Below are 12290 nucleotides of genomic sequence, written 5' to 3'. Positions count from 1 at the left end.
GGTAGGTTGCATGGCGCGTAATTACCGTGCGCTGGACGGCGTATTGCTGTTCGATAAGCCTCTGGAATTGAGCTCCAATACCGCGCTGCAAAAGGTGCGCCACTTGTTTCAGGCGGATAAGGCGGGTCATACCGGTACGCTTGATCCTTTGGCGACCGGCTTGCTGCCGGTTTGTTTCGGCGAGGCGACCAAATTCTCCACTGCGCTGTTGGATGCCGATAAAACCTATCTGGCCAAGGCCAAGCTAGGTCAGGTGACAACGACCGGCGATGCCGAGGGTGAAGTCATCGCTAGTCACGAAGTGACGGTGAGCGAGGCGCAAGTTGTCGTGGCTTTGCAGCATTTCATTGGCGAGATCGAGCAACTTCCGCCGATGCACAGCGCCATCAAGTTTCAGGGTAAGCCGCTGTACGAGTACATCCGCAAGGGTGAAACGATAGCGCGCGAGAAGCGTCGTATCACCATATATGCGCTGACGCTGGTGAGTTTTTCGGGCGATGAGCTGGAATTCTCAGTGCGCTGTAGCAAGGGTACGTATGTACGTACGTTGGCCGAAGATATCGGCGCGCATCTGGGTTGCGGTGCTCATCTGATCGGTTTGCGCCGTACCGCCATCGCTGGGCTGGACTTGGTTGATGCGGTGAGTTGGCCTGAGTTGCAGGCCATGAGCGCAGCCGAACGAGATAGTCGTGTGTTGCCTGTGGATACGCTGTTGCCGAACTATCCGTCATTGACTTTAGATGTTGAGCAGACCAAGCGTTTGGCGCAAGGTCAGCAGCTCGTAGTATCGACAGAACTGCCCGAGGGTAAGTTGCGTTTGTATAGCGCCGATCAGTTCATCGGTGTTGGAAGTTTGAATGGGGGACGCTTGTCCCCAGAACGTCTATCAGCGCGTGTGGCAAAAAGTGCCGCAAATGCTGATTTGACTTGAGAAATCGGCCCGATCAAGGGTAAAATGCCGCACTTTTTTTAGGAGAGAGTAAGAGATGTCCATCACCACTGCGCAAAAGGCGCAAATTGTTACTGATTATCAACGTGCCCAAGCCGACACCGGGTCCCCCGAAGTGCAAGTGGCGCTGATGACTGCCCGTATCAACTATCTGACCGATCACTTCAAAGAACACACCAAGGATCACCACTCCCGCCGTGGCCTGCTGCGTTTGGTGAGTCGTCGTCGTAAGTTGCTCGACTACCTGAAGAGCAAGAACGAAGACAGCTACCGCACGCTGATCAAGCGCCTAGAACTGCGCAAGTAATTCAGAATACGGGGCGCGCAAGTGCCCCGTGTTTTATTTCGTCCATCCGGTCGAATCCGCTGGCGCGTCTCGCGCCACATCAAGCACAGAGAGGTTCATCTTGAGTCACTATAAAAAAACAATCACTTACGGAAAACACCAGCTGACTATCGAAACCGGCGAGATCGCTCGTCAGGCATCGGGTGCAGTGATGGTGAGTCTGGACGACACCGTGGTGCTAGTCACGGTAGTTGGTCGCAAGGATGCCAAGCCTGAGCAGGACTTTTTCCCGCTGACCGTGGATTACCAAGAGCGCACCTATGCCGCTGGCAAGATCCCCGGCGGATTCTTCCGTCGTGAAGGCCGTCCTTCCGAGAAAGAGATCCTGACTTCCCGTTTGATCGACCGTCCGCTGCGTCCGCTGTTCCCCGAAGGCTTCTATAACGAAGTGCAGATCGTGGCGACCGTGATGTCCTGCGATCCGCAGATCGATGCTGATATTCCCGCCGTGATCGGCGCATCCGCTGCGCTGGCGCTGTCGGGTATTCCATTTGACGGTCCCATTGGTGCGGCACGTGTGGGTTACCTGAATGGCGAATACCTGCTGAATCCGACGGCTGATGAGCTGAAAACGTCGCAGATGGATCTGGTTGTAGCTGGTACTGACCGAGCTGTGCTGATGGTCGAGTCCGAAGCTAAAGAGCTGTCCGAAGAGATCATGCTGGGCGCGGTGGTGTTCGGCCATGAGCAGATGCGTGCCGTGATCGACGCGATCAATGAAATGGCTGACGAAGTCGGCGCAGATGCGTGGGACTGGACTGCTCCTGCCAAGGACGAAGTGCTGATCGCGCGTTTAGCCGAACTGGCTGATGCTGATCTGCAAGCCGCTTACGCCGTGCGCTCAAAGCAAGCTCGTACCGTGCAAGTCAACGAGATCAATAAGCGTGTGGTCGATACCTTGCTGGCCGAAGATGAAACTCGCCAAAAGAATCACGTCAATGACATGTTCAGCGCCTTGGAAGCCAAGATCGTGCGCGGTCAGATCCTGAGTGGCGAGCCACGCATCGATGGCCGTGACACTCGCACCGTGCGCCCGATCACCATTCGTACCGGCGTGCTGCCACGCACTCACGGTTCCGTATTGTTCACCCGTGGCGAGACACAAGCGCTGGTGGTGGCAACCTTGGGTTCCATGCGCGATGCGCAAAAGATCGATGCGCTGGAAGGTGAGTACACCGACCGCTTCATGCTGCATTACAACTTCCCGCCATACTCCACCGGCGAAACTGGCCGTGTGGGTACGCCCAAGCGCCGCGAAATCGGCCACGGTCGTCTAGCCAAGCGTGCGATCGTTGGCGTGTTGCCCAGTGTGGATGAGTGCGGCTACGCGATGCGCGTGGTGTCCGAGATCACTGAATCCAACGGTTCCAGCTCGATGGCTTCGGTTTGCGGCGGTTGCTTGTCGTTGATGGATGCGGGCGTGCCGCTGACTGCACACGTAGCCGGTATCGCTATGGGCCTGATCAAGGAGGGCAATCGTTTCGCTGTGCTGACCGACATTCTGGGTGATGAAGATCATCTGGGCGACATGGACTTCAAGGTGGCCGGTTCCGATGCAGGTATCACTGCGTTGCAAATGGACATCAAGATCAACGGCATCACCAAGGAGATCATGGAAGTCGCGCTGTCCCAAGCTCGTGAAGGCCGTATGCACATCTTGGGCCTGATGAAGACCGCGCTGCCATCGCCACGCACCGACGTGTCTGACTTTGCACCGCGTATGCTCAAGATGAAGATCAATCCAGAGAAGATCCGTGATGTGATCGGCAAGGGCGGCGCAGTCATCCGCGCGATCACCGAGGAAACTGGCGCAACGGTGGACATCGACGACGAAGGTAATATCACCATTTCCAGCGTGAGCGCCGAAGCAGGTAATGCTGCTCAGCAACGCATTCTGGACATCGTGGCCGAAGTCGAGGTGGGCAGAATCTACGAAGGCCCCGTGGTCAAGCTGGCCGAGTTCGGCGCGTTCATCAACATCCTGCCGGGGAAGGATGGCCTGTTGCACATCTCGCAAATCTCCAGCGAGCGTGTCGAAAAGGTGTCTGACTACCTGAAGGAAGGCCAAGTCGTGCGCGTCAAAGTGCTGGAAATTGACGACAAGGGTCGTATGAAGCTGAGCTTGAAGGCTGTCGCAGCGGAAGAAAAAGCCGCAGCGGAAGCCAAAGCTGCCGAAGATCAACCTGCAGCAGAGTAAGCGGTCGGTGACTCATTAAATGCCCCGCTGATGCGGGGCATTTTCATTTTGGTGTAGCCATGCTGGACTGGAAAGACGGACAACCATACTCGAATCGCTACGGCGATGTGTATTTCTCTACCGATTCAGGGCTGGAGGAGTCGCGCCATGTCTTTTTACAAGGCAATCGGCTGGCCGAGCGTTTTGCAGGGCTGCGCTCCGGTGAGGTCTTTACTGTGGGTGAGACTGGTTTCGGCACCGGATTGAATTTCCTGTGTGTCTGGCAACTGTTCGAGCAAACCGCGACTGCGGGAGCGACGCTGGATTTCTTCAGCATCGAGAGATTTCCCTTAGGCGACGAAGAAATACGTGCAGCCTTGCGACTTTGGCCTGAACTGGCAAGCCAAGCCCAAGTTTTGTGTGCGAACTGGAAGCGGCGAGTGCCCGGCTGGAACCGCTGGTCGTTCGCGGGTGGGCGGATACGTTTGACGCTGGCGATCTGTGATGTGGCTGATGCCTTACCCGAACTGATGGGTGAGTCAGTAGGGCTGGGGCGAGTCGATGCTTGGTTCCTCGACGGTTTCTCGCCTTCGAAGAACCCCGAGATGTGGTCGCCCGAGGTGTTCTCAGGCATCGCCAATGCCTCACGCTTTGGTGCGACGCTGGCAACCTACAGCAGTGCGGGCTGGGTGCGGCGCGGTCTATCCGAGGCTGGTTTCACGATGCAGAAATCTCCTGGATTTGGTCGCAAGCGCGAGATGTTGTGTGGCAAATTGACCGCAGTTGAACTGCCCGATGGACTGACTATCCCGCAAAGCGCAATCGTCATCGGCGGTGGCTTGGCGGGCTGCGCGGCTGCTTACGCGTTGGCGCAGCGCGGAGTGGCGGTCACGCTGGTCGAGCGCGCAGAGCAACTTGCTCAGGGTGCATCGGGGAATCCGCTTGGCATTCTGCATGCGCGTTTCAGTGCAGGGGTGAATCCACTGCATCGTTTTGTGCTGGCCTCTTATGGCCATGCGCTTTCACAAATGGATGCGATCTTGCCAGTGGATAACACCTTGCGCGCGGAGTGCGGTTTGTTGCAGTTGGCTTTCTCCGATGCTGAGATCAAACGCATCGGGCGCTTGGTCATGCTTGACTGGCCGATTCCCTTGTTCGAGGCGGTGGATGCAGAGGCGGCGACTAAACTTACCGGAATGAGGATGGAGCGCGGTGGCCTGTGGTTTCCGAGCGCAGGCTGGGTGGTGCCGCCTGCTCTATGTGAACGCTGGGCAGGTATGTCTGGAATTACGCAGCAACTCGGCCATGCGGTGGAAACGCTGACCCCGCTGGTGTCTGGCTGGCAGGTCGCGGGTCAGAATGCGCAAGGCCAGAAGTGGCAGATTAACGCTGATATTGTGGTGGTCTGTTGCGGCCATCAGGCTAAGCAACTGGCGCAGTTCGAGCATTTTCCGCTGACGCCGGTGCGAGGTCAGATCAGCGCATTGCCTGGAACCCAAGAAAGCATCGTGCTCAATTCGGTCGTATGCGCAGATGGCTACAGTTCGCCGGCTGAGTGCGGCGTGCATATCGCCGGTGCGACGCACAGTTTTGACGATGAAGGCACGGACGTGCGCAGCACGGATCATGCCGTGAATCTGGCGCGGTTGGAGCAACACATTCCCTCATTGCGCAGCGCCCTCGGTGACCTCGATCTCGATCAGCTCGACGGACGAGCGTCCATTCGTTGCTCTGCCCCCGGTGCTGTGCCGCTAGTCGGCAAGGTGGAGCAGGGGCTGTATTGCAGTTTGGCGCATGGCACACGCGGTTTGCTCACGGCGGGTATCTCGGGAGAGTTGATCGCTGCCTTGGCTTGCGACACCTTGCCTCCCTTGCCGATGACTATCGTCGTCGAACTCTCACCTGAAGCGCGTCTTCAGCGGAAAAAAACTACTTAACCGACCGAATAAAATGACCATACAGACTCTTTCCTTGCTCGAAACCCGTGTCCTTGGTGTATTGGCTGAAAAGCAGCGCACTGTGCCCGACACTTATCCGTTGACCCTTAATACCTTGCTATCGGGTTGCAATCAGAAGACCAGTCGCAATCCTGTGATCGAAGCGACCGAAGCTGAGGTGCAAGCGGCGCTGGACAGCCTGCGCGGGCAGACCTTGGTGGTTGAGTCCAGTGGTGGGCGGGTGGCGCGCTACGCCCATAACATCGAGCGCGTCCTGCGCGTGCCTACCCAATCCACCGCTTTACTCGCCACTCTCATGCTGCGCGGCCCACAGACTGCTGGCGAATTGCGTATCAACAGCGAACGGCTACATTCCTTTGCCGACATCTCCTCTGTCGAGAGCTTTCTCGATGAGTTGCGTGAACGGGAGGCCGGAGCGCTAGTCGTCGAACTTCCCCGCCAGCCCGGTTCCCGCGAGAATCGCTGGATGCACTTGCTCTCGGGCGAGCCAGTGATCGAAGCGATGGCTACTGCCCCGTACTCTGCGCCTTCCGGCGATGTCAGCCTTGGCGAGATCGCCGCCCTGAAAGCCAATGTCGCCCGATTGGAATCAGAGGTGGCAGAGCTGAGATCGCTGGTTGGACGGCTGTGCGAGTCGTTGGGGGTGAACTAGAGCTATAACTTGGCTCTCAAGCAAGGCCTCCACGTCATGGATAGGCATAGGTCTGGCATACAGATAGCCTTGATAGTTGTCGCAGCCGCGTAGTTCGAGGAACTCGCGCTGAGCCTCAGTTTCCACGCCTTCCGCAATCACTTCCAGCCCTAAGCCTTGCGCCATGGAGATGATGGTCTGGACGATGGCAGCGTCGTGCTGATCGGTGGTGATGTTGCGAACGAATGACTGGTCGATCTTGAGTTGATCGATGGGCAGACGGCTCAGGTAGGACAGGGACGAGTAGCCGGTACCGAAGTCGTCCATGGAGAAGCGTATGCCCAGACTTCTCAGTTCGTGCATCTTTTCTATACTGTGCTCGACATTGTGTAGCACCAGACTTTCAGTCAACTCCAGCTTCAGAACTGCCGGGTCGATGCCGCTGGTGGCGATGGCCTCGCGAACCTGGCTGACGAAACCCAGTTCCCGGAACTGTCGGGCGCTAACATTGACGGCGATGCTCAGGTGGGATAAACGTGGATCAAGCTGCCAGCGAGCCAATTGCGCGCAGGCGGTTTCGATCACCCAGCGGCCAATGGGCAGGATCATCCCAGTTTCTTCCGCGACGGGGATGAATTGTGCCGGCGAGACCATCCCCAACTTGGGATGTGCCCAGCGTAGCAGCGCTTCTGCGCCTATCGGTTGGCCAGAGTGATCGACTTGCAGCTGGTAGTAGAGGATAAGTTCGTCACGAACGAGGGCGGCGCGCAGGGCATTGTCCAGTTGGCTACGTTTTTCCAGAGCGTCCTGCATGGATGAGTCAAAGAAGCAGGTGGTATTGCGCCCGTTCGATTTTGCTTGATACATGGCGGAATCCACATGCGCGAGTAGCTCTTCATGGCTGTCCGAATGGCCGAGGAACAGGATGATGCCGATGCTGGAGCTGCTGTGGTACTCGAAGTCGCCGAAGTGATAGGGGCTACACAGTTCTGCACGGATCTTTTCTGCGACCTGTTCAGCCTGAATCGCGGCCTCGCTCCTGTCGCTGCTGAGTTCGGTGAGCACCACTAGAAACTCATCGCCTCCCAACCGGGCTACCATATCCTCCTCGCGTACCGATGCCTGCAAGCGGCGGGCGACTTCGAGCAGAAGCCGATCTCCCATGCTATGTCCCAAGGTATCGTTCAATTGTTTGAATTGGTCGAGGTCGAGTGCGAGTAAAGCGCCATGTTTTCCGCTGCGCGAGCTGGACGAAGCCGCTTGATGGATACGATCGATCAGTAAGCGGCGATTCGGAAGGTTGGTCAGAGCGTCGTAATTGGCTTGTGTCCAGATCAGCTCATCCTTGCGCTTTTTCTCAGTGATGTCAGAAAACTGTCCGACATGCCTGTAGATGCTGCCATCTTCGTGGTGTAGCACGCTGATGTTGAGCCACTTGGCTTGTAGTGTGCCGTCCTTGCGCCTATCCCATACTTCACCTTGCCAATGGCCTTTCTGGCGAAGTGCATCCCACATCTCGGCATAGAATTTTTTGTCGTGCTCTCCCGATTTGAGCATACTCGGATTGCGGCCATGCACTTCGCCCAAGGTATATCCGGTGATGCGGGTGAATGCCGGATTGACTTCGATGATATGGTTATTCTCGTCTGTCACGACGATGCCTTCATGGCTGGCCTGATAAACCGAAGAGGCCAGCATCAGCGCATCTTCACTCTGTTTGCGGTGGGTGACATCGCGCAGGATGGCGGTATAGTATTTCTTCCCGGCTACCTCGATCTTGGAGATGGAGGCTTCGAACGGAAACTCTTCGCCGTTGGCACGCAGACCAGATGACATACTGGACATGTCTAGGTTGCGCGTGGCTTTGCCGGAGCTGTCGAAGCGCTCGACATGTTGTTTGTGCATAGGGCGATAACGCACTGGGAACAGCTGCTCGATGGGCTGACCAAGAATGTCTCGGGCGCGATATCCGAATATCCTCTCGGCTCCTTGGTTGAAGATCGTGACCTTGTGATCTTCGCCCATGGAAATGATGGCATCCATCGCAGACTCAATCAGGCCGGTCAGCCGCGCTTGGTTTTCCTGCATCTGAAGCTCAGTTCGCTTGCGCTCGCTGATATCTTCCACGATCGACCAGATGTAGCGCTGTCCTTCATGCCCTTCGATCAGCATGCCGTTCAATTGAAGCGGAATGTGCGAGCCATCCTTGCGAACATATTCCTTCTCATAAGGCCCATACCGTCCACATCGCTCCAAGCTGTCTAGTTGGAGCGCTTCCTGATCGGCATACTCTTTAGGGGTCAGCTTCCAGTAGTCCAGTTGTCTCAATTCGTCTTCGGGATAACCGCAGATATTGCGGAACGCCTCATTGAATTCGATGTACTGGCCTTCCATATCTGTCAAGGCGATGCCGACCGGTGACAGGTCGAACAGGCCTCGCAGTTTCTCGTTCGTTTCGCGCAGTCGGTCTTCCGCCAGTTTTCGTGTCGTGATGTCTTCACCGACTCCAAGAATGCAGGGTTCGCCATCCAGAGTGATCCGTTGGGCAGACAAGCTCACCATGCCGGTTGCACCTGACTGCTTGCGATATTCAAGGACGGCATTCGTCAGTGCGCCAACCCGTTGGAGTTCTTCCAGCAACCGTGCGCGCTCCTCTAGGTTGCACCATAGATTAAGTTCGAGGCTGGTATGGCCGATCAGCTTATCCCGCGTGTAACCAAACATTTTTAGGAATGCAGCATTGGCCTCGATGATGCAGCCATCGGCCATGCGTGTGATCAGAATGGGAATAGGATTGGACTGCACGATGGTTTTGAAACGCTGCTCGCTACTGAGCAGAGCATCTTCCGTGGCTTTTTTCTCGGTATTGTCCTGACATACGACCACTACGCCGAGCAAGCTGCCCTGACTGCAAATTGGGTAAGAACTGTATTCCACGGGGAAGCTGCTGCCATCCTTGCGCCACATCACCTCGTCTTTGCGCATGCGCGGCTTACCATCGGCAAGTGTGGCGTGCATCGGGCAGGCCGCCAGCGGGTAATGCTCACCATCCCGATAGGAGTGATGCACCGTGACGTGCATCGGCTTGCCGATCAACTCGTCTTGAGCGTAGCCAAACATTCGTTCGGCTGCTGCATTGACGAACATGACATTGCCATCCGCATCCAGTCCCCAGACGCCTTGATTGACCGACTGAAGGATCAAGGTGGCGCGATCCTCTGCTCGCTTACGCTCGGCCAGCAAGGCCGTGATCATTAAGGCTGAGAACGCTAGGATACCCATATAAGCCCATAACAAAAACAGGCTATTGGGGTAGAACTGCCCTTTGCCGTGCGACGTTGACCACGCTGCGATCAGCGAGATTACTACCGTCGAGATCGCTCCGCCGGTTGCGCCAAAGCGTATGGCTGCCCAAATGACGATGGGCAGGGTGAAGAAGGCCAGCGGTCTGACATCGCTGCCCGTGTTGTCGAAGAACACCGCCCAACCTACGAAGGCTGTCACAACGAGCCAAACCAAGAATTCGAGAGCGTGTCGCTGTATCTGTTGCAGACTCTCCCGGTTGATGGATAGCAGCAGCGTTCCTCCCAGCAGCACGCCGACCCAGTCGCCTGACCACCAGGCTAACACCGCCGCAAAGAATGACTCATTGCTGATCATTCCTGCCAAATTAAGCGTCAGCGAACCGCCCACAGCTGAGATGAGCATGCCCACGGCCGCTGCGATCGTCAGCAAGACAATATCCCTCCGGCGCTCAAGGGCTGGATGCAGGCCATAGTATTGCAACCACCATGTGGTCGCAGTGGGGGCAAGGGTATTCGTCACAGCAATGCCTAATGCGAGTGGCCAAGGCGTACCGATAGATAGGTTGACAGCAAAGGCAGAGACAAAGACAGCCGGCCATAGATTTGTGCCTAAGCGAAACAGTGCCGCGACGGCGATGCCTGTGGGTAGCCAGAACAGCGTGATGTTGGAGCCGACATAGGGAATCGACAAGCCTAGCTTGCCGCTAACAAAGTAAGCGAGCGCGACTAGCAACAATTTCCCGAGGTACGTGGGCTGCGAAAGCAGCGTGAGTGTGGGTAGCATGGATCTCAACATTCTAGTTCGTCGGAGTAAAAGCAAATTCGATTACGTCCATGGCGTTTGGAGGCGTACATGGCAATGTCAGCCTTGGTTGTTAGATCATCTGGGGTGGTGGCATCGGCAGGGTAGTGCGCAATGCCGACACTTCCTGAAATCTGGATATTGAGTCCGTTGAAATGGAAGGCTTCCTGTAATGCGTTGTTGATGTTTTTGGCTACGGTTTCGACTCCGGTCGCCTCGGTGATATTGGTGAGGATGATGGTGAATTCATCCCCGCCAAGTCGCGCCACCGTGTCGGTACCGCGCACACAGGCGTTGAGTCGGCGTGCCGACTCGATCAATAATTGATCGCCGATATTGTGGCCGTGGCGATCGTTGACCTCTTTGAATCGATCTAGATCGATGAATAGCAGCGCCAGTGATGTCGTGGCCCGGCGACACTTTTTTATTTCCTGTGTGAGGCGATCGAGAAACAACCTACGATTAGGGAGGTTAGTCACCGAGTCGTAGTTGGCCTGCCGCCACAATAGATCTTCCGCTTGCTTCTTTTCCGTGATGTCTGAAAAGATGGCCACATGACGGTGGACGCTGCCATCCTTGTTAGAAATGATGTTGATGGTTAGCTGCTCGGCGTAGATCTGGCCATCCTTGCGTCGATTCCACAACTCACCTTGCCAATAGTGGTAGCGCGCTAGGCTTTCCCACATATCGCGGTAGAACTCTTTGGACTGCTTGCCCGAGCTTAAAACATTTGGATTTTTACCAACCACCTCTTCGGGTTCATAGCCGCTTATTGTCGTGAAGGCGGGATTAACGCTGACGATTTTGTTGTCTCGGTCAGTAATCACGATCGAGGCGCTACTGGCATTAAACACGGAAGCGGCCAGCTTCAGTTCCTCCTCATGGCGTTTGCGTACGGAAATGTCGCGCACGAATGTGTAGAACATGCCGCCACGGATGCTGGCATAACTGACTCTGGCTTCGATCTCGATCAGATGGCCATCTTTATGCCGATGCTGGGTTTCAAAGAAGTCGCTTCCAGATTCGATGATTCTGCTGATATGCCTTGCGGTCTCTTCTGGCGATTCGGAAGCTTCCAGATCGAAAATGCGCATAGTCAGCAGCTCTTCCCGCGTATAGCCGACCATTTGACAATAGGCTTCATTGACATCAAGTATGCGAGCATCTGTTGCACTCGAGCTCCAAAAGCCGTCGGCAGTGGTCTGGATGATATTGCGGTATTCGATCTCTTTCAGGCTGCGCTCGGTCACATCCCGGCAGATAATCAGCGTAAGCCATCTATCCTCATGCTCGACCATCTTAATGTGCATATCGACAGGGATTCGAGTGCCATCCTTGCGTAAGTGCATCGCACTAGTAGTCCAACCATCCTTCTGGCGCTGAGTGAGCTGTTGTGGCGATGCGGTCTCATCAATGTGTTCCAAGCGCATCGTCAGCAATTCATTGCGGCTATAGCCAGTGTGGTCGCACGCCGCTTGATTGACGGCGATGAAATGTCCTGCGATATCGAGAACGAAGACGGGATCGGCAGCATGCTCAAAGAGCTGGCCGAAGAATCCCGGTGGTAAAGAAGCATACGTGCTATTCGTCATCAGATTTCGATGGTGATCGCTCCGTTGTCACAATATCTGTGAGAATCAAATGTGGGTTTGCCTCCAACAGGGTCGTTAGTCTGGCGATGCCATCACCACAGAATTCGGTGAATGCCACTCTCAGTCGAGAGGTGCTATCGGCAAACGAGCTGGCGTGCAAGACTCTGGCGCGCGTTTTGATGTGCTGGATCTGCGGGGTAGGGGCGAACAGGAAAATGACCACCTCCTCCATCGCTTCCCGCAGCTTTAGATTGCAGAGGATGCTGGCACCTCCCAAAGATAGGTTGCTTGTATCTCCGTGATAAATGTCGCGGATGCGGCCTTGCCCGAACATGATAGCGGTACGATTATTGATTTGGAATCTTGGGTGTTGGCGGCGTTCCAAACTGAGTGTCATAGATACCTCCGATGAATGAGGGCGAGCATTTGCAGCTTGCTTAAGCATGACAAAGTACACGCGCCCCTAACTAGGGCGCGTGGCGTGAACGTGGAATTCGATGGCGTGAAGCGAAGTGCGTACACAAAACCCCC

8 protein-coding genes are annotated in these 12290 nt (G+C 55.8%); 5 read left to right on the top strand and 3 right to left on the bottom strand.

Features of this window, described 5'->3' with window-relative positions; all coding sequences use genetic code 11:
* The first annotated feature begins 10 nt into the window (after positions 1-10).
* From truB to OYT1_RS09170, 5 genes are all read left to right on the top strand, one after another.
* Complete coding sequence (truB, locus tag OYT1_RS09190) at positions 11-931, top strand: tRNA pseudouridine(55) synthase TruB (RefSeq protein WP_062626072.1); 921 nt, start codon at positions 11-13, stop codon at positions 929-931.
* Positions 932-986: 55 nt separating this feature from the next.
* Positions 987-1256 carry a 30S ribosomal protein S15 gene (gene rpsO, locus OYT1_RS09185; RefSeq protein ID WP_062626071.1) on the top strand — a complete coding sequence of 90 codons (270 nt, stop codon included), beginning with the start codon at positions 987-989 and terminating at the stop codon, positions 1254-1256.
* A gap of 100 nt (positions 1257-1356) precedes the next feature.
* Entirely contained in the window at positions 1357-3492 is a 2136-nt protein-coding gene (gene pnp / locus OYT1_RS09180) for a polyribonucleotide nucleotidyltransferase (protein WP_062626393.1), read from the top strand.
* Between the two features lie 59 nt (positions 3493-3551).
* Positions 3552-5408, top strand: coding sequence for a bifunctional tRNA (5-methylaminomethyl-2-thiouridine)(34)-methyltransferase MnmD/FAD-dependent 5-carboxymethylaminomethyl-2-thiouridine(34) oxidoreductase MnmC (mnmC, locus tag OYT1_RS09175; protein ID WP_062626070.1), 1857 nt, complete (start codon positions 3552-3554; stop codon positions 5406-5408).
* A gap of 13 nt (positions 5409-5421) precedes the next feature.
* Positions 5422-6081, top strand: a complete 660-nt coding sequence (locus OYT1_RS09170) for a YceH family protein (RefSeq protein WP_062626069.1) — start codon at positions 5422-5424, stop codon at positions 6079-6081.
* Here the strand turns inward: OYT1_RS09170 and OYT1_RS09165 are convergent.
* From OYT1_RS09165 to OYT1_RS09155, 3 genes are read right to left on the bottom strand one after another with little or no spacing between them, the layout of a single operon-like run.
* On the bottom strand, positions 6019-10149 hold the full coding sequence (locus OYT1_RS09165; protein ID WP_062626068.1) for a bifunctional diguanylate cyclase/phosphodiesterase: 4131 nt from the start codon (positions 10147-10149) through the stop codon (positions 6019-6021). The two genes, OYT1_RS09170 and OYT1_RS09165, sit on opposite strands and share 63 nt — an antisense overlap.
* A gap of 5 nt (positions 10150-10154) precedes the next feature.
* Positions 10155-11759 (bottom strand): sensor domain-containing protein, encoded by a 1605-nt coding sequence (locus OYT1_RS09160; protein WP_062626067.1) that lies wholly within the window; start codon positions 11757-11759, stop codon positions 10155-10157.
* Positions 11749-12156 (bottom strand): PilZ domain-containing protein, encoded by a 408-nt coding sequence (locus OYT1_RS09155; RefSeq protein WP_062626066.1) that lies wholly within the window; start codon positions 12154-12156, stop codon positions 11749-11751. Before OYT1_RS09155 ends, OYT1_RS09160 begins: the two co-directional genes overlap by 11 nt.
* Positions 12157-12290 lie beyond the last annotated feature (134 nt).

The organism is Ferriphaselus amnicola (assembly GCF_000974685.2).
In the GTDB taxonomy this organism is placed as follows: Bacteria; Pseudomonadota; Gammaproteobacteria; order Burkholderiales; family Gallionellaceae; genus Ferriphaselus; species Ferriphaselus amnicola.
Note: the sequence above shows the minus strand (reverse complement) of the source record. Positions and strands in the feature narration are given on the sequence as shown.

Coding starts and splice junctions, on each gene's coding strand:
- OYT1_RS09165 (WP_062626068.1), bottom strand. CDS start 10,149: ATGCTACCCACACTCACGCTGCTTTCGCAGCCCACGTACCTCGGGAAA.
- truB (WP_062626072.1), top strand. CDS start 11: ATGGCGCGTAATTACCGTGCGCTGGACGGCGTATTGCTGTTCGATAAG.
- OYT1_RS09155 (WP_062626066.1), bottom strand. CDS start 12,156: ATGACACTCAGTTTGGAACGCCGCCAACACCCAAGATTCCAAATCAAT.
- OYT1_RS09170 (WP_062626069.1), top strand. CDS start 5,422: ATGACCATACAGACTCTTTCCTTGCTCGAAACCCGTGTCCTTGGTGTA.
- rpsO (WP_062626071.1), top strand. CDS start 987: ATGTCCATCACCACTGCGCAAAAGGCGCAAATTGTTACTGATTATCAA.
- OYT1_RS09160 (WP_062626067.1), bottom strand. CDS start 11,759: ATGACGAATAGCACGTATGCTTCTTTACCACCGGGATTCTTCGGCCAG.
- mnmC (WP_062626070.1), top strand. CDS start 3,552: ATGCTGGACTGGAAAGACGGACAACCATACTCGAATCGCTACGGCGAT.